The organism is Streptomyces sp. LZ34, assembly GCF_053890475.1.
In genome coordinates this window covers 4,829,724-4,854,073 of the sequence record NZ_CM132680.1, presented here as the reverse complement: position 1 = coordinate 4,854,073, position 24,350 = coordinate 4,829,724, and the positions used below count along the sequence as shown (strand labels likewise).

At 72.3% G+C, this 24,350-nt stretch carries 24 protein-coding genes, 2 pseudogenes and 1 riboswitch; of the genes and pseudogenes, 12 read left to right on the top strand and 14 right to left on the bottom strand.

What is annotated here, in order from left to right; translation table 11 throughout:
- Positions 1–44 precede the first annotated feature (44 nt).
- From ACWY4P_RS19040 to def, 4 genes and pseudogenes are all read left to right on the top strand, one after another.
- Positions 45–1,430, top strand: a pseudogene (locus ACWY4P_RS19040) (HD-GYP domain-containing protein); the annotation flags it as partial.
- Between the two features lie 138 nt (positions 1,431–1,568).
- Positions 1,569–2,360: pseudogene (locus ACWY4P_RS19035) on the top strand (HD-GYP domain-containing protein); the annotation flags it as partial.
- Positions 2,361–2,593: 233 nt separating this feature from the next.
- The gene (locus ACWY4P_RS19030) at positions 2,594–3,580 is read left to right on the top strand and encodes a tetratricopeptide repeat protein (protein WP_456212974.1); all 987 of its coding nucleotides are present in this window, start codon (positions 2,594–2,596) and stop codon (positions 3,578–3,580) included.
- 226 nt (positions 3,581–3,806) lie between these two features.
- The gene (gene def / locus ACWY4P_RS19025; protein ID WP_456211743.1) at positions 3,807–4,436 is read left to right on the top strand and encodes a peptide deformylase; all 630 of its coding nucleotides are present in this window, start codon (positions 3,807–3,809) and stop codon (positions 4,434–4,436) included.
- 95 nt (positions 4,437–4,531) lie between these two features.
- Here the strand turns inward: def and ACWY4P_RS19020 are convergent, their stop codons facing one another.
- The 4 genes from ACWY4P_RS19020 to ACWY4P_RS19005 form a co-directional block, all read right to left on the bottom strand.
- Positions 4,532–5,488 (bottom strand): ribonucleotide-diphosphate reductase subunit beta, encoded by a 957-nt coding sequence (locus ACWY4P_RS19020; protein WP_456212973.1) that lies wholly within the window; start codon positions 5,486–5,488, stop codon positions 4,532–4,534.
- 62 nt (positions 5,489–5,550) lie between these two features.
- Complete coding sequence (locus ACWY4P_RS19015; protein ID WP_456211742.1) at positions 5,551–7,965, bottom strand: ribonucleoside-diphosphate reductase subunit alpha; 2,415 nt, start codon at positions 7,963–7,965, stop codon at positions 5,551–5,553.
- A gap of 134 nt (positions 7,966–8,099) precedes the next feature.
- Positions 8,100–8,223: riboswitch (cobalamin riboswitch) on the bottom strand.
- Positions 8,224–8,484: 261 nt separating this feature from the next.
- Positions 8,485–9,963, bottom strand: a complete 1,479-nt coding sequence (locus ACWY4P_RS19010; protein ID WP_456211741.1) for an FGGY family carbohydrate kinase — start codon at positions 9,961–9,963, stop codon at positions 8,485–8,487.
- Positions 9,964–10,025: 62 nt separating this feature from the next.
- Positions 10,026–11,087, bottom strand: a complete 1,062-nt coding sequence (locus tag ACWY4P_RS19005) for a 2-hydroxyacid dehydrogenase (RefSeq protein ID WP_456211740.1) — start codon at positions 11,085–11,087, stop codon at positions 10,026–10,028.
- Positions 11,088–11,206: 119 nt separating this feature from the next.
- On the opposite strand from ACWY4P_RS19005, the gene ACWY4P_RS19000 reads away from it, so the two are divergent.
- The 4 genes from ACWY4P_RS19000 to ACWY4P_RS18985 all read left to right on the top strand — a co-directional run bounded on the left by ACWY4P_RS19000 (position 11,207) and on the right by ACWY4P_RS18985 (position 15,795).
- Positions 11,207–11,926, top strand: coding sequence for a histidine phosphatase family protein (locus ACWY4P_RS19000; protein WP_456211739.1), 720 nt, complete (start codon positions 11,207–11,209; stop codon positions 11,924–11,926).
- On the top strand, positions 11,923–12,741 hold the full coding sequence (locus ACWY4P_RS18995) for a DeoR/GlpR family DNA-binding transcription regulator (protein ID WP_456211738.1): 819 nt from the start codon (positions 11,923–11,925) through the stop codon (positions 12,739–12,741). The genes ACWY4P_RS19000 and ACWY4P_RS18995 overlap by 4 nt, the downstream gene beginning before the upstream one ends.
- 106 nt (positions 12,742–12,847) lie before the next feature.
- A complete protein-coding gene (locus ACWY4P_RS18990) occupies positions 12,848–14,311 on the top strand; it encodes an FGGY-family carbohydrate kinase (protein ID WP_456211737.1) in 1,464 nt (487 codons plus the stop codon).
- Positions 14,312–14,532: 221 nt separating this feature from the next.
- The gene (locus ACWY4P_RS18985) at positions 14,533–15,795 is read left to right on the top strand and encodes an alginate lyase family protein (protein ID WP_456211736.1); all 1,263 of its coding nucleotides are present in this window, start codon (positions 14,533–14,535) and stop codon (positions 15,793–15,795) included.
- A gap of 38 nt (positions 15,796–15,833) precedes the next feature.
- On the opposite strand, the gene ACWY4P_RS18980 is transcribed toward ACWY4P_RS18985, so the two are convergent.
- The 6 genes from ACWY4P_RS18980 to ACWY4P_RS18955 form a co-directional block, all read right to left on the bottom strand.
- Positions 15,834–16,349, bottom strand: coding sequence for a GNAT family N-acetyltransferase (locus ACWY4P_RS18980; RefSeq protein WP_456211735.1), 516 nt, complete (start codon positions 16,347–16,349; stop codon positions 15,834–15,836).
- Between the two features lie 39 nt (positions 16,350–16,388).
- A complete protein-coding gene (locus ACWY4P_RS18975) occupies positions 16,389–16,910 on the bottom strand; it encodes a hypothetical protein (RefSeq protein WP_456211734.1) in 522 nt (173 codons plus the stop codon).
- Positions 16,894–17,385 (bottom strand): RNA polymerase sigma factor, encoded by a 492-nt coding sequence (locus ACWY4P_RS18970; protein WP_456211733.1) that lies wholly within the window; start codon positions 17,383–17,385, stop codon positions 16,894–16,896. The genes ACWY4P_RS18975 and ACWY4P_RS18970 overlap by 17 nt, the downstream gene beginning before the upstream one ends.
- A gap of 89 nt (positions 17,386–17,474) precedes the next feature.
- On the bottom strand, positions 17,475–18,107 hold the full coding sequence (locus ACWY4P_RS18965; protein WP_456211732.1) for a class F sortase: 633 nt from the start codon (positions 18,105–18,107) through the stop codon (positions 17,475–17,477).
- Positions 18,104–18,514 carry a sortase-dependent protein gene (locus tag ACWY4P_RS18960; RefSeq protein ID WP_456211731.1) on the bottom strand — a complete coding sequence of 137 codons (411 nt, stop codon included), beginning with the start codon at positions 18,512–18,514 and terminating at the stop codon, positions 18,104–18,106. The genes ACWY4P_RS18965 and ACWY4P_RS18960 overlap by 4 nt, the downstream gene beginning before the upstream one ends.
- Positions 18,515–18,757: 243 nt before the next feature.
- Positions 18,758–19,384 carry a sigma-70 family RNA polymerase sigma factor gene (locus ACWY4P_RS18955; protein WP_456211730.1) on the bottom strand — a complete coding sequence of 209 codons (627 nt, stop codon included), beginning with the start codon at positions 19,382–19,384 and terminating at the stop codon, positions 18,758–18,760.
- Positions 19,385–19,462: 78 nt separating this feature from the next.
- Here ACWY4P_RS18955 and ACWY4P_RS18950 point away from each other — a divergent pair, with 78 nt between their 5' ends.
- Positions 19,463–20,296 (top strand): alpha/beta fold hydrolase, encoded by an 834-nt coding sequence (locus ACWY4P_RS18950; RefSeq protein ID WP_456211729.1) that lies wholly within the window; start codon positions 19,463–19,465, stop codon positions 20,294–20,296.
- A 131-nt stretch (positions 20,297–20,427) separates the two neighbouring features.
- Here ACWY4P_RS18950 and ACWY4P_RS18945 read toward each other — a convergent pair whose 3' ends face one another.
- Both ACWY4P_RS18945 and ACWY4P_RS18940 read right to left on the bottom strand, forming a co-directional pair.
- Entirely contained in the window at positions 20,428–21,006 is a 579-nt protein-coding gene (locus ACWY4P_RS18945; protein WP_456211728.1) for a dihydrofolate reductase family protein, read from the bottom strand.
- 99 nt (positions 21,007–21,105) lie between these two features.
- Positions 21,106–21,528: an ArsI/CadI family heavy metal resistance metalloenzyme gene (locus tag ACWY4P_RS18940; protein ID WP_456211727.1), complete on the bottom strand. Its 423-nt coding sequence runs from the start codon at positions 21,526–21,528 to the stop codon at positions 21,106–21,108.
- 91 nt (positions 21,529–21,619) lie between these two features.
- On the opposite strand from ACWY4P_RS18940, the gene ACWY4P_RS18935 reads away from it, so the two are divergent.
- Genes ACWY4P_RS18935 through ACWY4P_RS18925 form a run of 3 tightly spaced genes read left to right on the top strand, consistent with a single transcriptional unit; the run spans position 21,620 to position 23,153 of the window.
- Entirely contained in the window at positions 21,620–21,997 is a 378-nt protein-coding gene (locus tag ACWY4P_RS18935) for an ArsR/SmtB family transcription factor (protein ID WP_456211726.1), read from the top strand.
- Complete coding sequence (locus ACWY4P_RS18930; protein WP_456211725.1) at positions 21,994–22,734, top strand: aquaporin; 741 nt, start codon at positions 21,994–21,996, stop codon at positions 22,732–22,734. Before ACWY4P_RS18935 ends, ACWY4P_RS18930 begins: the two co-directional genes overlap by 4 nt.
- Positions 22,734–23,153: an arsenate reductase ArsC gene (locus ACWY4P_RS18925; protein WP_456211724.1), complete on the top strand. Its 420-nt coding sequence runs from the start codon at positions 22,734–22,736 to the stop codon at positions 23,151–23,153. The genes ACWY4P_RS18930 and ACWY4P_RS18925 overlap by 1 nt, the downstream gene beginning before the upstream one ends.
- Positions 23,154–23,158: 5 nt before the next feature.
- On the opposite strand, the gene ACWY4P_RS18920 is transcribed toward ACWY4P_RS18925, so the two are convergent.
- Together ACWY4P_RS18920 and ACWY4P_RS18915 are read right to left on the bottom strand one after the other, a co-directional pair.
- The gene (locus tag ACWY4P_RS18920; protein ID WP_456211723.1) at positions 23,159–23,359 is read right to left on the bottom strand and encodes a DUF397 domain-containing protein; all 201 of its coding nucleotides are present in this window, start codon (positions 23,357–23,359) and stop codon (positions 23,159–23,161) included.
- 10 nt (positions 23,360–23,369) lie between these two features.
- The gene (locus ACWY4P_RS18915) at positions 23,370–24,221 is read right to left on the bottom strand and encodes a helix-turn-helix domain-containing protein (protein ID WP_456211722.1); all 852 of its coding nucleotides are present in this window, start codon (positions 24,219–24,221) and stop codon (positions 23,370–23,372) included.
- Positions 24,222–24,350: the final 129 nt, after the last annotated feature.

Below are 24,350 nucleotides of genomic sequence, written 5' to 3'. Positions count from 1 at the left end.
GACGGCCCCGACCGGGGCCGTTCGACGAAGGGGGAGGAGGGGGCATGCGGGCGGTTCCTCTGGCGGCGCGCGTCTACGTCCTGAGCGCCGCGCTGCTGGCCGCGGTGTGCGCCGCCCCGGCTCTGAGGCCCGCGGCGGACGTCCCGTGGGCCACGGCCGCGCTGCTCGCCGCGCTCCACGCGGCGGGGGCCCGCAGACCGCCCTCCCACCCGCCTCGCCTTCAGCGCTCGGTTCGCGGCCGGCTGTATCGATATGCGGTTCCGCCGGACTGGTGCGGCCCCGTGCTTCTGGCCGGGGCTTTTCTGCTGCCCGCGGCCGCCGCCGCGCTTGTGGCGGTGCCCGGCGCGCTGCTCGGCTCCGTTGAGCGGCGCCCCGCGGGGGTACGGCGGCTGTGGCGCGCCGCACGGCTCGCCCTCGCCGCGTACGCCGCCTCGCTCGTCTTCGGGCTCTGCGGCGGCCGGGAGGCCCTCGCCGCCGCCTCCGCCGGTGCGCCGGGCTGCTCTCCGTACGCCCTGGTGCCCGCGGCGGCCGCCGCGCTCGTCCTGGGCCTGACCGCAGCCGCCCTGGAAGGCGGCGTGCTGATCACGGCCGAGGGCCGCTCGCCGCGCGCCGCCTGGCGCGGCCGGGTGCTGTGCTCCCTTGTCCCCCACCTGGTGCACGGCCTGGCCGGGCTGACCATGGCGGTGCTGTGGCGCGGCCCGTACGGTCCGCCGGCCGCGCTTCTCGTGCTGCCGCCGATGTACGTCTGCGCCCGCGTCTTCGCGCTGTACCACCAAGAGCGCGCCGCCCATCAGGCCACCGTCCGCGCCCTCGTCCAGGCCGTCGACATCAAGGACCGGTACACGCGCGGCCACAGCGAGCGGGTCGGCCGCGCCTCCGTCATGATCGCCCGCGAGCTGGGGATGAGCGGGGACCGGCTCGAGGCGCTGCGCGTCGCGGGCGTCCTGCACGACGTGGGCAAGCTCGGCGTCCCCACCCGGCTGCTGCGCAAAAACGGTCCGCTGACCCCCGAGGAGCGCCGCGTCATCGAGCTCCACCCCGAGTACGGGCACGAGATGGTACGCGGCATCGGCTTCCTGGGGGAGGCGCGGGAGGCCATCCTCCACCACCACGAGCGGCTGGACGGGAGCGGCTATCCCTATGGGCTCGCGGGGGCGGACATTCCGGAGTCGGCGAGGGTGGTGGCGGTCGCGGACGCCTTCGACGCGATGACCTCGACCCGTGCCTACCGGCGGGCGCGGCCGGTGCCCGCGGCGGTGGAAGAGCTCGAGCGGTGTGCGGGGGCGCAGTTCGACCCGCGGATGGTGGGCGCCCTGGCCCGCGCCCTGGACCGGTACGGCTGGCCCGCCGCCGCCCCGGAGGAGGCCCGCCCCCTCGCACCGGCCGCCGCACCGGCCGGCCGGGACCACGGACCGGGCCGCACACCGGCCCATGCACGGGACCACGTGCCGGACCGCGACCCGGCCCGTGCGCCGGACCAGCGCGGAAACGTCCCGCCTGCGCGAGCCTCCGCGCGACCGCCGGAGGCCGCGCCGGTGCCGGAGGCGGTGCCGGACGCCGTGCCGGACGCCGTGCCCGGCGTGGGGGCCGCGATCTGCGCGACGGCGGTGGTGACAGCCCCGGCGGTCGCCGTGGCCGGGCTGTGGGCGCTGCCGGTGCTCTGTGTGCCGCTGCTGCTCGTCCAGCACTCCTTCGGCCGCTGTGCGGGGATACGGGCCACCCGCCGCCAGACCGTCGCCTCGCTGGCCAGGACGACGGAGACAGCGGGATACACCCCCGCGGGCCACGCCCGCCAGGTCGCCCGCCTCAGCCGTGCCGTCGGCCGTGAGCTGCGGCTTTCCGGTCCGTCGCTGACCGTGCTCGAGTACGCGGCGCTGATGCACGACATCGGGCAGCTGTCGCTGCTCGACCCGGTGCCGGCCGGGGCCACAGAGCCGCTGCCGGAGGCCGAGCAGCGGCGGATAGCGCTGCTCGGCGGCGCCGTCGTGCGGCAGACCGGGGTGCCGGACGAGGTCGCGGAGATCGTGGAGCGGCAGGCGGACCCGTATCGGGAGCAGCCGCTTCCGGCCCGTATCGTGCGGGCGGTGAACGCCTACACCGAACTGGTGGGGGGTTCCTCGGGCGGCTCACAGGGAAACCCTCAGAAGGGTTGGGGCGCGGCCGGGTCCGGGGCTCTGGAGCGGCTGCGGCGGGGCACGGCCCGCGACTTCGACCCGGCGGTGGTCGAGGCCCTGGCCATGGTCGTGTCGCGGCCGGCGCAGGACCGGGTCGATGGCCGGGTCCATGGCCGGGTCCATGACGAGGTCCGTGACCAGGTCCATGACCAGGTCCATGACCCGGTCCATGGTCGCCCGAAGTGAGAACTCGCGGGTAATGAGCGGCTGCCCCGAGAGGCATGGTTGGATGCGAAGAGAGGGGGTGTCGGGCCTATGGCCACCGGCAAGGAGGTGTGGTGGGCATCGTCCCCAGGCCGAACTGTGAGGGGCCGGGCTGAGATGTCCGCGAATGTGTGGCAGGTTGTCGTCGAGGGAGGGCTACGCCGTCCGCGAAGGCATCTGGTGCGGTACTACTTCGATACCGGCAGGCGGGAATGGTGAAGATCTTCGGCAAGGTGCGGCACCGGCCGTCCGCCTCATGGCGGCAGGCCACGGACCGCGCGTTCACGCTCATCGGAGACGGCCGGTACGAGGACGCGGGTGCACTGCTGACCCGCGCCGCCGACCTGGAGCCGTGGCTGTCGGAGTCCTGGTTCAACTTGGCGCTGCTGCACAAGTTCCGGCACGACTGGGAGCAGGCGCGCGCGGCCGGGCTGCGCGCGGTCGCGCTGCTGGACCGGGGGACCGGCGCCCCTGACTGGTGGAACGTGGGGATCGCCGCGACCGCCCTACAGGACTGGCCGCTGGCGCGCCGCGCCTGGCAGGCCTACGGCCTGAAGGTGCCCGGCGAGGCGTCCGCGTCCGGTGAGCCGCTCGGCATGGAGCTGGGCAGCGCGGCGGTGCGGCTGTCGCCGGAGGGCGAGTCCGAGGTCGTCTGGGGCCGCCGCCTGGACCCGGCCCGGATCGAGGTGCTGTCGATCCCGCTGCCGTCCTCCGGGCGGCGCTGGGGCGAGGTGGTGCTGCACGACGGCGTTCCGCACGGCGAGCGCGTCACCTCCGCCGGCCCCGCCTATCCGGTCTTCGACGAGATCGAGCTGTGGGCGCCGTCCCCGGTGCCGACCTGGGTGGTGCTGCTGGAGGCCGCGACGGAGGCCGACCGGGACGCGCTGGAGCGGCTCGCGGCGGACGCGGGCTTCGCCGCCGAGGACTGGTCGTCCTCGGTGCGGCTGCTGTGCCGCTCCTGTTCCGAGAGCCGGATGCCCAGCGACGAGGGCGAGGGCGAGCACCTGGACCCGCACGACCACAGCGAGCCCGGCCAGCCCGGCCCGCTGGGGCACCGCATGGCGGGCTCGGGCTCGCTGTGGGTGGCGGAGCGGGAGTGCGGGATCGCCGCGCCGAGCGGGCTGGTGCGTGGGCTGCTGGACGGATGGGTCGCGGACAGCCCGGACACCCGCGAGTGGCGGGACCTGGAAGAGGTCTGCTGACGGGCGCGCCGCCCCCGGCCCGGCGGCGCGGCCGGATACATCCGGACGTAGCGGGGCGTGGTCGGACGCGGCAGGGCGTGGCTGGAAATAGCGGGACGCGGCCGGGCATGGCCGATCCCGGCCGATACGCCCTGCCCCGATCCCGGCTGACATGCCCGCTCACCCGGCGCTGGCCCTTACCCTGTAGGGCGACGAGTCTGGTTTTGAGGAAGGCGTGCGGCGGACGATGGCGCAGCAAGGGACTGAGCAGCAGGTGAACGACGAGTTCATCGTGGACACGGAGGACTGTGAGGAGCGCGAGCGCGCATACCGCGAGCGCGGCACGGCCCGCCCGATCACGGTCCTCGGCAATCCGGTGCTGCACAAGGAGTGCCAGGACGTCACGGAGTTCGACGACAAGCTCGCCGCGCTGATCGATGACATGTTCGCCAGCCAGAAGGCGGCCGAGGGCGTGGGCCTGGCCGCCAACCAGATCGGCGTCGGCCTGAAGGTCTTCGTCTACGACTGCCCGGACGACGACGGCGTCCGCCACGTCGGCGTGGTCTGCAACCCGGTGCTGGACGAGCTGCCGGCCGACCGCCGGGTGCTGGACGACTCCAATGAGGGCTGTCTGTCGGTGCCCACCGCCTACGCCGCGCTGGCCCGCCCCGACTACGCGGTGGTGCGCGGCCAGGACGCCGAGGGCAAGCCGATCGCGGTCAGCGGCACCGGCTACTTCGCCCGCTGCCTTCAGCACGAGACCGATCACCTCTACGGCCGCCTCTACATCGACCGCCTCTCCAAGCGCGACCGCAAGGACGCGCTGCGGCAGATGGCGGAGGGCACCCCGCGCTACGAGACGGTGCCCAACGACTGACGACTGACGACTGACAGCCCAAAACAGCCCACGGCATACGGCGCGGCGCCCCCGGGAGGTCCCGGGGGCGCCGCGCCGCAGGTGCCGGGGCCGGCTCAGAAGTCGTCGTCGAAGGAGACCGAGCCCTCGACCGCCACCTGGTACGCGGAGGCGCGGCGCTCGAAGAAGTTGGTCAGCTCCTGGACGTTCTGCAGCTCCATGAAGGAGAACGGGTTCTCCGAGCCGTAGACCGGGGTGAAGCCGAGGCGGGCGAGCCGCTGGTCGGCGACGCACTCCAGGTACTGGCGCATCGACTCGGTGTTCATGCCCGGCAGCCCGTCCCCGCACAGGTCGCGGGCGAACTGCAGCTCGGCCTCGACGGCCTCCGCCAGCATGTCGGTGACCTGCTTCTGGAGTTCGTCGTCGAAGAGGTCGGGCTCCTCGTCGCGGACCGTGTCCACGACCTGGAACGCGAAGTTCATGTGCATGGTCTCGTCGCGGAACACCCAGTTGGTGCCCGTCGCCAGGCCGTGCAGCAGGCCGCGGGAGCGGAACCAGTAGACGTAGGCGAAGGCGCCGTAGAAGAACAGGCCCTCGATGCACGCCGCGAAGCAGATCAGGTTGAGGAGGAAGCGGCGGCGGTCCTCCTTGGTCTCCAGCCGGTCGATCTTCTCGACCGAGTCCATCCAGCGGAAGCAGAATTCCGCCTTCTCCCTGATGGACGGGATGTTCTCCACCGCGGCGAACGCGGCGGCCCGGTCGTCCGGGTCGGGGAGGTAGGTGTCCAGCAGCGTCAGATAGAACTGGACGTGCACGGCCTCCTCGAAGAGCTGCCGGGACAGATACAGCCGCGCCTCGGGCGAGTTGATGTGCTTGTAGAGGGTGAGCACCAGGTTGTTCGAGACGATCGAGTCACCGGTCGCGAAGAAGGCGACCAGGCGGCCGATCATGTGCTGCTCGCCGGGGGAGAGCTTGGCGAGGTCGGCGACGTCCGAGTGGAGGTCGACCTCCTCCACGGTCCAGGTGTTCTTGATCGCGTCGCGGTAGCGGTCGTAGAAGTCCGGGTACCGCATCGGCCGCAGGGTGAGCTCGAACCCCGGGTCCAGGAGGTTCTTGGTGCGTTCGGGGGCGGTGGTCACTGGCAGGCCTCGCAGGACTCGGGGTTTTCCAGGGAGCAGGCGATGACCTCGGGGTCGGCGGGCGCCTGCTGCGCGGGGATGGGGACGGTGGCGGGGGCGGCCGCGCGGGCAGACTGAGCGATCCGGGTCGCCGGGCGCGAGCGCAGGTAGTACGTGGTCTTGATGCCGCGCTTCCAGGCGTACGCGTACATCGAGCTGAGCTTGCCGATGGTCGGCGAGGCCATGAAGAGGTTCAGCGACTGGCTCTGGTCGAGGTACGGGGTCCGGGCGGCGGCCATGTCGATCAGGGCGCGCTGCGGGACCTCCCACGCGGTCCGGTACAGCTGCCGCATGTCCTCGGGCACCCAGGAGAAGTCCTGGATCGAGCCGTTGGCCTCGCGCAGCGCCTCACGGCTCTGGGCGTCCCATACGCCGAGCTTCTTGAGGTCGTTCACCAGGTAGGAGTTGACCTGGAGGAACTCACCGCTGAGCGTCTCGCGCTTGAAGAGGTTGGAGACCTGCGGCTCGATGCACTCGTACACGCCCGCGATCGAGGCGATGGTCGCGGTCGGGGCGATGGCCAGCAGGAGGGAGTTCCGCATGCCGGACTCGGCCATCCGCTCGCGCAGCGCCGCCCACCGCTCGGGCCAGGTCGCCACCGCGTCCGTGTAGTGGTCCGGGTGCAGCACGCCGCGCGCGGTGCGGGTGGCGGACCAGGCCGGGTGCGGGCCGTGGCGCTCGGCGAGCGCGCAGGACGCCTCGTACGCCGCGAGCATGATGCGCTCGGAGATCTGGGTGGACAGCTTCTGCGCCTCGGGCGAGTCGAAGGGCAGCCGCAGCCGGAAGAAGACGTCCTGGAGGCCCATCAGGCCCAGACCCACCGGCCGCCAGCGCGAGTTGGACGCCCCGGCCTCCTGGGTGGGGTAGAAGTTGATGTCCACCACACGGTCGAGGAAGGTGACGGCGGTACGGACGGTCGCGTCCAGCCGCTCCCAGTCCATTACTTCCTCCCCGTCGCCGACGTCTTTGCCCAGGTGCGCGGCCAGGTTGACCGACCCCAGGTTGCACACGGCCGTCTCGCCGTCGTCCGTGACCTCCAGGATCTCGGTGCACAGGTTGGAGGAGTGCACGACCCGGCCGGGCTCGGCGGTCTGGTTGGCGGTGCGGTTGGCGGCGTCCTTGAAGGTCATCCAGCCGTTGCCGGTCTGCGCGAGGGTGCGCATCATCCGGGCGTACAGCTGGCGCGCCGGGACGGTCTTGACGGCCAGCCCCGCCGCCTCGGCCTTCTTGTAGGCGGCGTCGAACTCCTCGCCCCACAGGTCGACCAGCGCGGGCGCGTCGACCGGCGAGAACAGCGACCAGTCGGCGTCGGCCTCGACCCGGCGCATGAACTCGTCCGGGATCCAGTGCGCGATGTTGAGGTTGTGGGTGCGGCGGGCCTCTTCGCCCGTGTTGTCCCGAAGCTCCAGGAACTCCTCGATGTCCGCATGCCAGGTCTCCAGGTACACACAGGCCGCGCCCTTGCGCCGGCCGCCCTGGTTGACGGCGGCGACGGAGGCGTCGAGCGTGCGCAGGAACGGCACGATGCCGTTGGAGTGCCCGTTGGTGCCGCGGATCAGCGAACCGCGGGCGCGGATGCGCGAGTACGAGAGCCCGATGCCGCCCGCGTGCTTGGAGAGCCGCGCCACCTGGTGGTAGCGGTTGTAGATCGAGTCCAGCTCGTCCAGCGGCGAGTCCAGCAGATAGCAGGACGACATCTGCGGGTGGCGGGTGCCGGAGTTGAACAGGGTGGGGGAGCTGGGCAGATACGACAGCGTGCTGGTGAGCCGGTAGAGCTCGGCGACGTCGTCCAGCGCCCGCTCCGAGTGGTCCTCGGCCAGTCCGCAGGCCACCCGCAGCAGGAAGTGCTGCGGCGTCTCGATCACCTGGCGGGTGATCGGGTGGCGGAGCAGATAGCGGCTGTGCAGCGTACGCAGCCCGAAGTAGCCGAAGCGGTCGTCGGCGCCGTCGACCAGCGCCCGCTCGACCAGCCCGTCCAGGCGGGCGGTGTGGGCGGTCACGAACTCGGCGGTGCCGTCCGCGATCAGGCCCTCGCGGTGTCCCACGGCCACCGAGGCCGAGAACGAGACCGCGCCCTGCCCGGCCGCCTCCTCGGCGATGGCGAGGGTCAACAGCCGCGCGGCGAGCTTCGAGTACTCCGGCTCCTCGGCGATCAGCCCGGCCGCCGCCTCGGTCGCAAGGGTGCGCAACTCCGCCTCGTCCGAGCCGGGATGGCGGCCGCGCAGGGCGGCGGCCGCGACCTTGCCGGGGTCGGTGGCGGGCAGGTCGACGGTGAGCTCCGTCAGGGTCCGCAGCAGGGCGGTCCCGGGCGCGTCGCCCGCTGCCTGAATAGCCGCTGCCTCTGAAACCGGATCGGCTGGCGCGATGGTCACTGAAGTGCTCTCCCTCGCTCGGCTTGGGGCCTCACGGGTGGTGCGCGATGGGCGCGTACGGGCATGCCGGGCCCCAGGGGTTGGGTCGGCGTACCACGCAGCGTCCACCGGCCCAACCCGCGGGGCCCGGACGTATGAGACGGCTGTCGGCGGCAGGTCCTCGGACTTGCGGGTACGCAAAAGCGCACGCGTACACCGTTGCGGGACAGTTCCGGATTCCCACCGGATTCCCCTGCGGCGACAGCGAGCATGAGCATACATCTTGTGGTGGCGAGCGCACGCACCCCCACATGTTGTGTCGCGAGGTGGAGTGTTTCGTACGAATGTGCTATTCAGTGCCGGACTTGGCGCGGCCCTGAGCCAGGCCTGGCACGGGTCCCGTACGGGTCCGGTACGGCCCTGGCAGGGGTCCGGCACGGGCGGTCAGGCGTGAGCCTGGCACAGGCTTGGCGCGGTCCCGGGATGGGCCCGCCTCGGGCCATGGGCCCGCTTCGGGCCTGGCGCGGTGCCTGGCCGCCGTTAAGCGGGCGCCGTTGCCCGCCACTCCGCGAGGGTACGGGCCAGCCTGGCCCGGTAGTCCTCGTAGCCGCGCTCGTATGCCTCGGCGCGGTCCGCGTCCGGTACGACAGTACGCGAATCGGCTCGCCATTGTGTCGCGTCCACCGGGTCGCCGAGCGCCCGCCAGGCGACCGCGACCGCGCCGCGCGCCCCCACTTCGGGCTCGTCGGGGATGCGCACCGGCCGCCCGAGGACGTCCGCGAACAGCTGGGTCCAGGCGGCGGACCGGGTGCCGCCCCCGCACGCCGCGAGGCTCGCCGTCAGCCCCGCGGCCTCCAGGCAGTGGCGGGCGGCATACGCCACGGCCTCGCAGGCGGCCCGTACGGCGTCCGCGCGTGTCGTCGCGAGCGTCAGCCCGTCCAACCGGCCCCGCGCGGCTGGCTCCACGAACGGGGCGCGCTCGCCCGCGTCGGACAGGAAGGGCAGCGCGGTCACCCCGCGCGCCCCCGGCGGGCTGTCGGCGAGGAGTGCGTCCAGATCCGCGGTGGTGGCCCCGGTGAACTCCAGGACCCACTCCAGGGCCGCCGTGCCCACCATGGCGGGCATGCCGCGCAGCCAGCGGTCCCGGTCGGGCACGCACAGCCACATGCCCGCCGGGTCGGCGGCCGGGTCGATCCGCGCGCTGTCCGTGAGGACCTGGCTGGCCAGCGTGGTGCCGACGATCAGCAGGCCGTCGCCCACCTCCTCGACCCCGCTGCCGATCGCGCACGCCGGAAGGTCGTACGGGCCCGCCGTGACGGGCAGTCCGGCCGGCAGCCCGAGCAGCTTCGCGCCCGCCTCGTCCAGCCGCCGTACGGTGTCGGGCGCGGCGGGCGGCGGCAACAGCCGGGCGTATTCGGCGATTCCACACGCTTCCAGGGCCTTGGGGACATACTCACGCGTGGTCACGTCCAGAAAGGGCATGGACGCGTCCGAGGCGTCCACACCGATGACGCCGGTGAGCCGCTGCGCCACAGCGTCCACGCAGTAGCCCGCGACCTCCGCGCGCGCCAGCGCCTCCGGCTCGTGGTCGGCCAGCCAGCGCAGCAGCGGCGCGTGGCAGCCGGGGAACACCCCGGAGCCGGTGAGCCGGTAGAGCTCGCGGATGGTGCCGTCCTCGCCCCAGCGGGCCACGGTGTCGTTCGCCCGCCCGTCCATCCACGAGATCGGCGGGCGCACGGCCCGGCCCGCCGCGTCGCGCAGCCACAGCCCGTCGCCCTGCCCGGTGAGCGCGAGCGCGACCGGGGCCGCCCGGCCTGTCGCGGCCAGGGTGGCCGTCACCTCGCGGACCACCTCGGCGACCGTGCGCAGCACGTCCTCCAGGTCCTGCTCAACCCGCCCGCCGGGCAGGCGGTCGAGCCGGCTGGGGCGGCTCGCGGCGGCCAGGGACCTGCCGTCCCGGCCGAAGGCGACGGCCTTGGTGACGGAGGTGCCGACATCGACTCCGAGGACGGTGCTCATGCGTACGGCCCTCCTTGGGGGCGTCGACTGCGGGGTGGCTGGTGGCTGGGCTGTTGGCCGGGCTAGTCCGTGGGCTGGTTCGTCGGCTGGTTCGCCGGGTGCGCGAGCTTCTCGCCGCGCGCGTAGCGGCCGACCTCGGCGGCGGTGATGGCGGCCGCGCGGTGGGCGGTCTGCCGGGTGGCGCCGGCGAGGTGCGGGGTGGTGACGACATTGGGCGCGGAGTGCAGCGGCCAGTCGGCGGGCGGCGGTTCGAGGTCGTACACATCGAGGGCGAGGGCCCCCAGGCGGCCGGAGCGCAGCGCCTCCGGCAGCGGCGCGTAGTCCAGCAGACCGCCGCGCGCGGTGTTCACCAGGACCGCTCCGGGCCGCATCCGGGCGATCCGGTCGGCGTCGATGAGCCCCTTGGTCTCGGGGGTGAGCCGGGCGTGCAGGCTCACCACGGAGCTGCGGGCGAGGAGTTCGTCCAGTTCGACCGGGACCACACCGTCCGCGCGGGCGGTCTCGGGGTCGGTGTACGGGTCGGCGATCAGCACCTGGGCGCCGAACGCGCGCAGCACGCGGGCGACGATCCGGCCGATGGCCCCGTAGCCCACCAGGCCGACGGTGGCACCGTCCAGCTCGCTGCCGCCCTCCTCGTACGCGTAGAAGTCCCCGCGCCAGCGGCCGGCGCGCAGCTCGGCGTCCGCGGTCGGGATGCGGCGCATCGCGGCCAGCATCATGCCGATCGCGAACTCGGCGGCGGCGGTGGCGTTACGGCCGGGCGCGAAGCTGACGGCGACGCCCGCGCGGGTGGCGGCCGGCAGGTCCACATTGACCGGGCCGCCCCGGGAGACCGCGACCATGCGCAGCTCGGGGCGGGCGGCGAAGACCCCGGCGGTGAACGGCGCCATCTGCGTCACGCACACCTCGGCCCCCGCCAGCGCCTCGATCAGCTGCTCCTCGGTGCCGCTGGCCTCGATCACCCGGCTCTCCGGACCGCCCACCGGGCCGAAGGGCTCGTGCGGCCACGGCAGCGTCAGCTCGGCGACGACGGCGTCGACGTCGCCGAGCCCCGGCTCGCCGCGGAGCGCGGCGATGATGAGGTCGGGACGTACGAAGTGGTCTCCGGCGGCGAGGACACGCATGGGTGGCCTTTCTTCGGCGTTCCATCACAGAGGCGACGCTAGATTTAACATCGTTGACGTGACAAAGCAATGGGCCGCGCGTCGTCATGCGGGTGCGCGCCGAGGAGAGGAAGCGTCCTGTGACGGCTCGTCTACTGCTCGTTCGCCACGGCGAGACGGTGTGGCACGCGGAGAACCGGTACGCCGGGATCTCGGACGTGGCCCTGACCGAACGGGGATTCCGGCAGGCGGAAGCGCTCGCCCATTGGGTGAGCGGGCGTGATGTCAACGCGGTCGCCTGCTCCCCGCTCAGCCGGGCCCGGCTGACCGCGCGCCCGGCCGCCGACGCGCTCGGGCTCGCCCCCGAGGTCGTCCAGGACCTGCGCGAGGTCGACTTCGGCTGGGGCGAGGGCCGCACCATCGCCGAAATGGAGGCGGAGGACCCGGCGGCCGTACGGGCCTTCCGGGCGGACGCGGTAGCGGGCGCGTTCCCCGGAGCGGAGCCGCCCGCCGCCGCGGCGGCCCGCGCCGCGGCCGCGCTGCGCGGCCTGGCCGCCGCGCACCCGGGCCGCACGGTGCTCGTCGTGGCGCACAACTCCCTGCTGCGCATGGCGCTGTGCGCGCTGCTGGGCATCCCCGTCGGCCGCTACCGGCAGGTGTTCCCACGGCTGGACAACGCGGCGGTGAGCGAGATCGAGGTGGCGGGGGAGCGGACGGCGCTGCGGTCGCTGAACGTGCCGACGGGGGAGGCGCCCGCGGGGACCGCGCCCGGAGGGAACGCGGGCGCGGGGGCCGCGCACACGGAGGCCGCGCACACAGGGGCCACGTCCACGGACTGTGGGGGAGAATCCGCCACATGACCACGACCGGCGCGTCCGACGTCCCGCCCCGCACCCAGGCCGCACGCAGACAGACCATCACCGAGTACGTGCTCGAGCACTCCACCGCCACCGCGGCCGAGCTCGCCGAGCTGACCGGCGTCAGCCTCATGACCGTGCACCGGGATCTGGACGAGCTGGCCAGGCTCGGCGTGGTGCGCAAGTTCCGGGGCGGGGTCTCGGCGCTGCCGTCGTCGGTCTTCGAGTCCAGCCTGGACTACCGGATGGGGGTGAACCGGGCCCAGAAGGAGGCGGTGGCCGCGGCCGCCGCGGAGCTGGTCGAGCCCGGCATGTCGATCATGCTGGACGACTCCACGACCGCCCTCGCCCTGGCCCGGCTCCTGGTCGACGCGGCCCCGCTGACCGTGGTGACCAACGCCCGGCGCGTGGAGGAGGTCTTCGCCGGGGTGCCGCAGACCCGGCTGATCGGCCTGGGCGGGGAGTACTCGCACACCCATGACTCCTTCCTCGGCGTGCCCTGTGTGGCGGCCATCGAGGCGCTGTCGGTGGACATGGTGTTGGTCTCCACCTCGGCGGTGGACGCGCACACCACCTACCACCAGGAGCAGGACGTGGTGCTGGTGAAGCGCGCGATGCTCGCGGCCGGCAGCCGCAAGGTGCTCCTTATGGACGCGTCGAAGACCCGGCGCACGGCCCTGCACCGGCTCTGCCCGGTCGACGAGTTCGACCACCTGGTGGTCGACGACGCGGTCGACGTGGCGCTGCTGGCGGAGCTGCGGGAGCGTACGGATGTGAGGCCGGCGAAGGTGGCGGGGGCGGCGGGGGCGCGCTCTTAACGCCTCGCGTGTTAACTTCACTTCGCACATGGGGCTGGTGGGCCTTGGGCGCGCCGGGGAGCCCCAGGGCCCACCGTTGTGCCGCGCATCGAAGGAGCCGACCGCTATGAGCACAACGCCGTCCTCCCCGGAGGTCGTGGCGGGCATCGACATCGCCACGGCGGCGGTCCGCGTGGTGTGCGTCGACGCGCACGGCCGGATCCGCGCGGAGGCGCGCGAGCCGCTGCCCCCGCCACGGCGGAGCGCGGGCGGGCACAGCGAGCAGGACGCGCGCGCCTGGTGGCCCGCCGTCGCGGCCGCGCTACGGCAGGCGACCGCGGCGCTCCCGGCGGGCGGCCGGGAAGTGGTGGCCGTCGCCACGTCGGCGACCTCCGGCACGGTCGTCCTGGCCGACGGCGCGGGTGAACCGCTCGGCCCGGCCCTGATGTACGACGACCGCCGCGCGGCCGAACTCAACGCCCGCGCCCAGCACATCGGCGCCCGGCGCTGGCAGGCCCTCGGCCTCTCGGTCGGCCCGACGGCGGCCCTGGGCCGCATCGCGTGGCTGGCGGAGGCCGACACCCTTGCCGGTGACCGCCCCCGCCACCTCCTCCACACCCCCGACCTCATCGGCCGGCGGCTCACCGGAGGCCCGGTCGCCACCGACTGGAGCCACGCGCTCAAGAGCGGCTACGACCCCCGCGTTGGTGAATGGCCCACCGAGGTCTTCGACGCCCTGGGCGTACCGCCCCGGTGGCTCCCGCCCGTACAGGCGCCCGCCACCGAGGTCGGCACGGTGTGCGCGGCCGCCGCACACGAGACCGGGCTGCCGGTCGGCTGCTCGGTCCGCCTCGCGATGACGGACGGCTGCACCGGGCAGATCGCCACCGGGGCCGTCCGGCCGGGCCAGTTCGTGGGCGTCCTCGGCACCACGTACGTCCTCAAGGGGGTCACCCGCGAGCTGGTCACCGACCCGACCGGCGCGCTCTACAGCCACCGCCACCCCGACGGCTGGTGGCTGCCGGGCGGCGCCTCCAACACCGGCGGCGAAGCCCTCGCACACGTCCCCACCCACCAACTCCCCGCCCTCGACCGCGCCGCGGCCGCCCGCGGCCCCGCCTCCGTGGTCGCCTACCCCCTGCGCCGCGAGGGCGAGCGCTTCCCCTTCGTCAGCGGCGAGGCCCGCGGCTTCCTCCTCGGCACCCCGGCCGACGAGGCCGACCGCCACCGCGCCGAGCTGGAGGGCGTCGCCTTCCTGGAACGCCTCGCCATCGAGCGTGTACGGGAGTTGGGCGTACCCGTCGAAGGGCCGCTGTGGGCGGCGGGCGGCGGCAGCCGCAGCCCGCTGTGGACCCGCATCCGCGCCACCGCCCTCGGCATGCCACTGCGCGTCGCCGACCACGCCGAAACCGCCTTCGGCGCGGCCCTCCTCGCCGCCTCCGGCACCCTCCACCCCGACCTCGCGGCGAGCGCCGCCGCGATGGTCCGTACGGGCCGGGACATCGAGCCGGACGAAACCGAACGCGCCGCGCTGGACGCCTCGTACGCCGTCTTCACCGCCGCCCTCCGCGAGCGCGGCTGGCTCGGATAGTCCCCATACGGCCTGTCTTCGCGGTGGGTTCGAGACATCGACACGCCGTGGCGTCGGCGTGTCACCGTCCCAAACTCACCGCAAACTCAGGCGGCTGGATCTCTTGACGGCGGCTTGGTCCATACCTAGTTTCTCCTGCACCCCCCACTCATCACATATATGACTGGGATTCGGGTTCACGAACAGATGCCCTGGCATCTGCCGCCGAAGGGAGAACCCTCATGTCCGAGACTCCTGAGCGATCGACCCACCCCCGAAGTCCCCGCAGGCGAAAGATCCCCGCGCTCACCGCCGCCGCCCTGTCCGCCGCCTGCCTGGCCGGGGCCCTCGTCGGCCCGGCCCAGGCTCAGGCCGCGAAGCCGGACCCCGGGCCACGTTCCGGGAACGCGACCGCCGCACCCGCCGCGTTCACCCACCCCGGAGTGCTGGTCGGCAGCTCCCAACTCGACTTCATCCGGGGCAAGGTGCAGGCCGGCGCGGCGCCGTGGAAGGGCGCGTACGACGCGATGATGGCGAGCAAGTACGGATCGCTGTCGTACACGCCGAAGCCGCGGGCGGTGGTGGAGTGCGGCCCGTACTCCAACCCCAACAACGGATGCACCGATGAGCGGCAGGACGCCATCGCCGCGTACACCCACGCCCTGGCCTGGTACGTCACCCGCGACGACCGCTACGCGAAGAAGGCGATCCAGATCATGGACGCCTGGTCGAGCACGATCACCGACCACACCAACAGCAACGCGCCCCTCCAGACCGGCTGGGCCGGATCGGTGTGGCCGCGCGCGGCGGAGATCATCCGCTACACCTACACCGGCTGGCCGAACGTCAACCGCTTCGCGACGATGCTGCGCAACGTCTATCTGCCGAAGCTGATCAACGGCTCCAACAGCAACGGCAACTGGGAGCTGAGCATGATGGAGGCCGCTGTCGGCATCTCCGTCTTCCTCGACGACCGGACCAGCTACGACAAGGCGGTCGCCCGCTATCTGAACCGGACGCAGGCGTACGTCTACCTCGAGTCCGACGGGGCCCTGCCCAAGACGGTGCCGGGCAGCGGCCTGGACACCAAGGACAAGATCGTCAAGTACTGGCAGGGCCAGTCCACGTTCGTGACCGGGCTGACCCAGGAGACCTGCCGGGACTTCACCCACACCGGCTACGGCATCTCCGCGATCTCACACGTCGCGGAGACTTCCCGCATCCAGGGCGAAGACCTTTACCCCAAGGTCGGCGAACGCCTCCGCCAGGCGCTGGGGTTCCAGGCCAAGTACGAGCTCGGCACGGCCGTGCCCTCCTGGCTGTGCGGCGGCACGGTCAACGACCACCTGGGGCCGGTCACCGAGGTCGGGTTCAACGCCCTGCACAACCGCCTCGGCTACCCCATGGACAACACCCAGAAGCTCACCGAACAACAGCGCCCCGCCGGCACCAACAGCCTCTTCGTGGCCTGGGAGACCCTTACTCACGCCGACAACACCGGCTGAGCCGACCGTGGCCCAGCCCTGAATACGGCGCGCCGACACTATGCGGTCGGCGCGCCCAGCTCCACGGTGAACGCCCACAGCGAGATCCCCGGTATCGGCTCCCAGTCCCGCTCCGGGGCCCGTACGAACCCCAGCCGCACGTACAGCCGGTGCGCGGCGGCCATCTTCTCCTGACTGGAAATCACGATCCGCTCCAGGCCCAGCTCCCGCGCCCGGCCCAGACACGCCCGCACCAGCGCCTCCGCCGCCCCGCGCCGCCGCGCCTCGGGCCGCACGGCCAGCATCCGGAACTCCCCCTCGCCCGGCCGCGCCAGCTCCGCGTAAGCCCCGCCGTACATCGCGAAGGCCACCGCGCCCAGCACCTCATCACTCTCCGCGTCGGCCGCGACCAGCACCTCCGCCAGCTCGGCCCGGCGCCGGGCGTCGCGCAGCTGGGCCAGGTACCCGTCGCTCTCGCCGAACTCCAGCAGCCCGTCCCCGAGGTACGCCTGCGCGGTGAGCTCGCCGATCCCGTCCAGCTCCCCGCCCCGCGCCCGCCTGATCGTGATGTCCATGTCGGTAGTGTCCCGCACCTCACTGACAACAGATCTGGATCACTGAGGATTCCTCTCGGGTTCGGCGGTGATGCCGGCCCGGCTCTTCGACGGCTCGTCCCGCGGCGAGGTCGGTGTCGCCGTCGGTACGCGGGTGGGGGCGGCCGGGCTGCTCGGGGGGCGGGAGTTTTCCTTCTGAGGACTTTGCCTGGTGGGGCTGGAGGGGCGGGGGGCTTCGGTGATGCTGGGGCTCGTGGTGGGCTCGGGGCTGATGGGCTCGGGCGTCGCCGTCGAGGTCGGGGACGTGGTACGAGCACTCTTGGTCGGCGGGGCGAGGGGGACCGTGGGGGGCGCGGGTGTCTCGCGCGCCGCGAGGTGGAGCGGCAGCGCGATGAGGGCCGCGGTCGCACAGGCCAGGCCCACTCCGCCGGCGGTACGGAGCAGCCGGCGGCGGGTGGCGGTGCGGCGGATCGCTTCGTATTGGCCGGGGGGCGGGCTGAGATGGTCGGTGGTGGGGCGCAGGATGACCGTGAGGGGGTCGTCGGGTTCGAATTCCGGGCCGTCGTCAAGGCGTGTGGTCAAGGCTTCTCCTCAAGTGGGCGCGGAGCAGTTCTCGGGCCGTGTGGAGGTCGGCCTTGACGGTTCCTTCCTTGCGCCCGGTCAGTGCGGACACGTCCCGGACCGGCATGTCAGCGTAGTAGTGCAGCAGGATCGGGACGCGCAGCCGTTCGGGCAGGGACTGGACGAGCAGGCGTACCGACGGGTCGGCTTGTTCGGCGTGGGGGCGGGTGGCGGCTTCGGCGGTGACGCGGCGCAGGGCTTTGCGTTCGCGCTCCAGCTTGCGCCAGTGGTCCCGGACGAGGTTGGCCGCGGTGACGTAGAGGAAGCCGCGGGGTTCTTCTACGGAGGTCCAGCGGGCCCAGAGCCGGGTGAACGCCTCCGAGGCGATCTCGTGGGCCGTCTCGTCGTCGTCGACAAGTCGGCGGCACCAGCCGGCGAGGCGCGGGTAGAGGGCGGCGAACAGCTCGGATGCCGCCTTGTCACGGGACCGTTTCAACACTCTCCATGGCCGTGAGGGCACGTGTCGGGAGGGATCCCGGGCCGTTGGCGTACGTTCCGTCGGCCCGGGATCCAGTGGGGGGTGGGTCAGGGGCTGGTGGAGCTCAGCGCGGCGAAGACGATCACGTTGTCGAGGTACTCGTTGCCGGTACGGGGGCCGCCACACGTGATCAGCCGCAGCTCCGGGCGGTCCACGTTCCCGTAGACGTCGTCCGCCGGGAAGTCCGCCTTGGCGACGGTCCGTACCGCGCTGACGGTGAACACCGCCTTCTTGCCGTTCTCCAGGCGCGCCTCGATCCGGTCGCCCCGGTGCAGCCGCGCGAGGTGACGGAAGACCCCGTCCCCGTAGGCGCCGACCGTGACATGGCCGAGGATGACCGACGGGCCGACCTGCCCCGGTGTCGGCGAGTGCCGGTACCAGCCCGCCTGGTCGTGTGCCGTGACCGGGGGCACCTGCACCGTGCCGTCCGGCGCCAACCCCAGCCGCATGACCGGGGTGTCCACCCCGATGGCCGGGATCCGCAGCCTGACCGGGACCGAACGCCCAAGGGCACGCGCCGCCTTCACGGGGGTCGAGGAAGACGGTGGCGTACTCCCGGGGCGTCCATGCGCGGCCTGCGTGGCCCGAGGGGTCTGCCGGGTCTGGTGGCCGCCACCGCAGCCCACGAGCAGCGAGGCCATCGCCGCGGTGGCGAACGCGCGCCTGGAGACCGGGGTCATGCCCCGGTCGCCCGCCGGCGACGTACGACGAACACCGCCGCGCCACCCGCGACGAGCACCGCGGCAGCGCCCCCGCCGATCAGCCCGGCGTCGGCCCCGGAACTCGAGGACTCCTCCGTCACCCCGGTGTTCGGCGCGCCCCTCGGCACCTCGCGGACCTGGGGTTCGGCCGGCTTCTGGGCCGATTCGTCGCGGGGGGTCGGGACGGCGGTGGCCGGGGACTTGGTCGGGGCCGGCTCGGGGGTGGCGGTGCCCGGGGCCTTGGTCGGTTCCTCACGGGGGGACGGAACGCTGGTGGCCGGGGACTTGGTCGGGGCCGGGGTCGTCTCGTCGGCGAACGCGGGCACGGTGCTCGCCAGCACGGCGGTGCACGCGAGTGCCACGGCACTGAGGACAGTTCGGCGCATGGAATCGCTCTCTCTCGTCGGTCCGCCCGACCGGTACTCGGCGGGCTGAGTTACGGATCGAGCGGAGAGACGAGGGAGCGGCGGGGCGGGTTGTAAAGAGAAGGCAAAGTCACATCGGCGCATGGGCCAGGCAGTGGCCCCCCTGATCTGGTTTCAGCCGTACGTGCCCTCCCCCAGGTAGATGCGGCGTTCGACGCGGGATTCCGGCAGTACGAGCGGCCGGTCCCCCCCCCCGGCGGTGGCTCATGCCGGGGAGGTATCGCCCCGGAGCCGGTCACGCTGGATCTGACGGGCGAGGGCGCGCCGCACGGAGGCCGACGCGGTGGGGGTGTCCCCCGAGGGGAGGTCGAGACCGCGACTGATCTGGTCGTACGCGGCCCGGTAGCCGCGGGGCAACTCCGCTTGGCGCAGTCTCAGGTCTTCTTCGACGAGGCGCCGCAGCTCGTCGACGTTCTGGGGCGTGAAGCGTTTCCTGCCCCGGGCGATGGCGCTGACGTAGCGGGTGCAGCGGGCGGTGTCGTCGAAGGTCTCGTCGAAGGTCTCGGAGATTTCCTCGGCGAGGCCCCACAGGCGTCCTTCGAGCCATGGGATGTCGCGCTGGTCAAGGGCGAGCCTCACCGGGGACGGGAGCGGGTCACTCGCCTTGTACTTCGCCACCTGCTTGGACACGGCGGGCTGGCTCATGTCGGTGAGCTGGGCGATTCTGTCCTGGGTCCAGCCGAAGCCGACCAGCACTTGGATCATTTCGGCGCGCAGCCTGCGCATCTCCTCGCCGGCGCGGATGACCTCGTTCATGCCGGCGAGCATCCGCTCGGCCTGTTCCTCGGTCAGCGCCTCGGGGGCCCGCTCCGTGCTCTCTTCGCCTGCCACAACCCGGTTATACACCCGACCGCGGCATCGCCATAACCGGGTTGTATAACCAGGTTATGACGTGGCAGGGTGCGTGTCATGCCCTTCTTCTCCGCACCCGACGGAACCCGGCTCGCCTACCGCGTACACGGATACGGTGACGGTGACCCGGTCATCTGCATCCCCGGGGGCCCCGCGGACTCCGACTACCTCGGCGACCTCGGCGGTCTGTCCGCGCACCGCCGGCTGATCCTTCTGGACCTTCGCGGCACCGGCCGGTCCGCGAACCCCGAAGACCCCTCCTCCTACCGCTGCGACCGCCTGGTCGACGATGTCGAGGCGCTGCGCGCCCACCTCAAACTCGCCGGGATGGATCTGCTTGCTCACTCCGGGGGCGTGAACCTCGCGACGCAATACACGGCCCGATACCCGGGCAACGTCGGCAAACTCACCCTGATCGGCCCCAGTGCCCGAGCCGTCGGTATAGAGATCACGGGGGAGACGCGGCGTGAGCTCGCGCGGCTCCGGAAGGACGAGCCGTGGTTCCCAGCGGCGTTCGCCGCCTTGGAGGCGATCACCGGGGGCACGGGCAGCGACTGGGAGGCCATCGCCCCCTTCTTCTGGGGCCGGTGGGATGCCGGGGCGCAGCGGCACCACGCGGCCAGTCAGCCGAGCAACCGGGAGGCCGTCGCCCACTTCGCGGCCGAGGGGGCCTTCGACCCGGCGTCCACTCGCGTGGCGCTCGCCACCTTCGAGGCCCCCGTCCTGCTGCTCACCGGCGAGTTCGACCTGAACAGCCCGCCGAAGTCGGCGGCCGAGTTCGCGGAGCTGTTCCCCGACGCCGCGCTCGTCGTGCAGCCCGGGGCGGGTCACTACCCCTGGCTCGACGACGCCGACCGGTTCGTCGCGACCATCGCGGCGTTCCTGGGGTGAGGGCACAGGCCTCTGGCTGCGGCTTCGCGCTCGCGGTGACGTGGGAGCCGGGCCCGCACCCCGGACCGGCTCCCACGTCCAGCCGGACAGGCTCCCGCCTTGCCGAAGCCGTGGACGTACGTCGTCGCTCGCTAGCGGCGCACTCGATAGAGCAGGTGCAGCACCCGGTCGCCCTGGATCACCGTGTGCGGGTCCTCGAGCAGATGCTGAGCGTCGACCGACCCGAAGTACCGCTTGCCCGAGCCGAAGACCACGGGCACGACGTCCATCGCCACCTCGTCCACCAGGCCGAGGGCGAACGCCTGCCCACCGACGTCGCCCGCCGCCACGGCGACGGTGCGCTCCCCCGCGAGTTCCTTGGCCTTCGCGACCGCCTGTGCCACATCGTCGACGAAGTGGTACGACGCCTCGGGGTGCCACCCGTCGGGCTTGGGCCGGTGCGACACCACGACCACGTGCTCGCCCGCCGGCGGTGACCCCTCCCAGCCGTTGGTCGTGTCGAACAGGTGACGCCCGATCACCATCGACCCGACGCTCGCCCACATCGGTCTGACGTACGCGGCCGAGGCTCGCGAGACCTTCATGGTGCCACCGTCGACGAGCTCGGCGTCGCCGTTGAAGTACCAGTCGAACAGAGGGCCGACTTGATCGTCCGCGTCGGCGATGAAACCGTCCACGGAAACGACGTTGTGCATCACCACGGTGCTCATCACATCTCCTGGGGTGTTCCGAGGCCTTCAGGCAATCCTTGTGCGTATAGACCCGGCACGCCCCCGAAACTCATCGCTATGCCGCCCGACTTCTGGCGGTCAATCCTTGCCGCAGCACGCCTCGGGGGCGCCTTCCGCGCTCTTGCCCAGGGAGTCGGCGTCGGCCTTGACGACATAGACCTCCCACGGCTCCTTGCCGGGGCCGGTCACCCACACCTTGTCCTGCAGCGCGTAGCAGCAGGAGGTCTCGCTCTCCTCGAAGGTGGCCAGGCCGGCCTCCTTCAGCCGCTCGGTGGCGGCGGTGACCTGATCGGTGTCGGCGACCTCGACGCCCAGGTGGTCCAGGCGGGTCTCCTCGCCGGTCGCCCCCTCGATCAGGACCAGCTTGAGCGGGGGCTCGGCGATGGCGAAGTTGGCGTAGCCCTCGCGGCGCTTGGCGGGCTCGGTGCCGAAGAGCTTGGAGTAGAAGGTGATCGAGCCTTCCAGGTCGGCGACGCGCAGGGCGAGCTGGACGCGGGACATGACGGTCTCCCCTCCGGGGGTGATACTGCTTTGATGAATATCTATATAGTCGAGGTTGCCCGACTGATTAGGTGGCTGTCAATATAGAGAGATGTCAAAGCAAGCTGATCTGCCGCTGCTCGGCCAGGACTCGGCGTGCTGCGCGCCGATGGTCCGCGAGCCGCTGGGCGAGGAGGCCGCGGCCGAACTGGCGCGGATGTTCAAGGCGCTGTCGGACCCGGTCCGGCTGCGGCTGCTGTCGCTGATCGCCTCGTACGAGGGCGGCGAGGCGTGCGTATGCGACCTCACCGGCCCGTTCGATGTCTCCCAGCCGACGATCTCCCACCACCTGAAGGTGCTGCGCGAGGCCGGTCTGGTCGGCTCGGAGCGGCGCGGGACGTGGGTGTACTACTGGGTGCTCCCCGCGGCCCTGGCGCAGCTGTCCGCCCTGCTCCAGGCCGGCGCCGCGCCCGCCGAGGCCGGGACGTGAGCGCCGCGGTGCCGCTGCCGCGGCGGGTGGGTGCCGAGGCGGTCGGTACGGCGGCGCTGGTCGCGGTGGTGGTCGGCTCCGGCATCCAGGCCACCGAGCTGACCCGGGACGTCGGCGTGCAACTGCTGGCCAACTCCCTGGCCACCGTCTTCGGCCTGGGTGTGCTGATCGCGTTGCTGGGGCCGGTGTCCGGGGCGCACTTCAACCCGGCGGTCTCCCTCGCCGCCTGGTGGACCGGCCGCCGGACCGGCGAAGGCCTGAGCCTGCGAGAGCTGGCCGCGTACGTGGCCGCCCAGACCGCCGGGGCCATTGGCGGCGCGGTGCTCGCGGACGCGATGTTCGGTCGGCCGCTGGTGAAGTGGTCCACCCACGACCGATTCGCCGGACACCTGTGGCTGGCCGAGGTGGTGGCCACCGCCGGGCTGGTCTGGCTCGTCTTCGGCCTGACCCGCGTCGGCCGGGCCCACTTGGCGCCGGTCGCGGTCGCCGCTTACATCGGGGCGGCGTACTGGTTCACCTCGTCCACCAGCTTCGCCAACCCGGCGGTGACCATCGGCCGGGCCTTCACCGACACCTTCGCCGGCATCGCCCCCACCTCCGTCGCGCCGTTCCTCGCCGCGCAGCTGGCCGGGGCGGTGCTCGGTCTGGGCCTGGTCGCCGTCAACTTCGGCCGCCAGGCCCCCACCGCCGAGGCCGTCGCCGTTTCCCGCCCCGCTGAAGAGAGCACCCTGAGCTGATGAGCACTCCCGCTGTTCCCTCCGTGCTGTTCGTCTGCGTGCACAACGCCGGCCGGTCCCAGATGGCCGCCGCCTTCCTCACCCACCTCGCCGCAGGCCGCGTCGAGGTCCGCTCGGCCGGTTCCGCTCCCGCCGACGCGGTGAATCCGGCCGTGGTGGAGGCCATGCGGGAGGTCGGTATCGACATCTCCGCCGAGACGCCGAAGGTCCTCACGGTGGAGGCGGTGCGGTCCTCCGACGTGGTGATCACGATGGGCTGCGGGGACGCCTGCCCGTACTTCCCCGGCAAGCGGTACCTGGACTGGACGCTCGACGACCCCGCCGGTCAGGGCGTCGAAGCCGTCCGCCCGATCCGGGACGGGATCGAGCAGCGCATCCGTGGCCTGCTCGCCGAGCTCGGCATCCCGGCGGCGGCGTGATGGGCCTATGCCTTGCCGAGGTGGTCGAGGCGGCCTGCTTTGGCGCCGCGTATGAAGGCGCGCAGGGCGGTGGGGGTGGTGGTGAGGATGGTGTCGGGGGCGTCGCTCTCGCGGAGCCGGATCGTGGCGTCGTCGGTCGACGAGACGTAGAGGCAGTTGGCTCCTTGGGAGCTGTACGAGGACTTCTGCCAGCGGAGTGTGGGCATGCGTTCCCTCTCAGATGTCCTGCGCGATGCCATGGATCAGATCGCGCGACTTCGCGGGCTCCAGGGCGCAGCTCTCCATCCGCTCCAGCACGGAGCGGTACATCACCAACTTGGCTTCCGCGTCGATGAACTCGCACCCGTGGTCCGTGTCCAGCTGTACGGTATCGAGCTGCGATACCGGGCCGTGAGCATAGACGATGGGCTGCCCGGAACCGGGGAAAGTGCCGCCCCCGAAAGGGATCACCAGGATGGTGATGTGCTCGTGTTCGCTCATCTCGACGAGGTGTGCAAGCTGCTCCCGGGTCGTCTCCGGCCCGCCGAAACCCATGCGCAGGGCGGCCTCGTGGAGGATCGCGGTCAGCGGGGTCGGCCGGTCCCCGTAAAGCACCGCCTGCCGCTTGATGCGGAACGAGACCCGGTGCTCCACCTCGTATCCAGCGAGGGGCGGAATGGCCTCGCTGAAGATGGTGCGCGCGTGCTGCGTCGTCTGCAGCACGCCGGGCATGTGGACCACTGACGCAATGCGCAGCGCCGTGGCGTGATGCTCCAGTTCGGCGAGGTCGAGCAAGCCGGGGACGAGAATGTCCCGGTACTCCTCCCACCAGCCACGGGTGCGACCTCCGGTCATGCCGGCCAACGCCTCGACAAGTCGCCCATCGGCGCAGGTGTAGTTGCGAGCCATGGCGCGGACGCGATCGGCGCCCACGGCGTACCGTCCGGCCTCGATATTGCTGATGCGGGATTGATTGACGCCGAGAAGTGAGGCGGCCGCAGTGGTCGACAGCCCTGCGCGCTCCCGCAGTTTTCGCAGTTCAGCGCCCAGCCGCTGCTGACGCAGGGTCGGGGTGTTGCTCGACGGCATGGTTCTTCCTCCCGGTCGGCACACAGTGTGCACGTGTCACCCACACAGGGCGACTTGGCCTTTATTTCGTCGACGTCGTGGAATATAGGCCATCGCGCGCCGTACTGTGTGGGGACGCCAACTCCACCT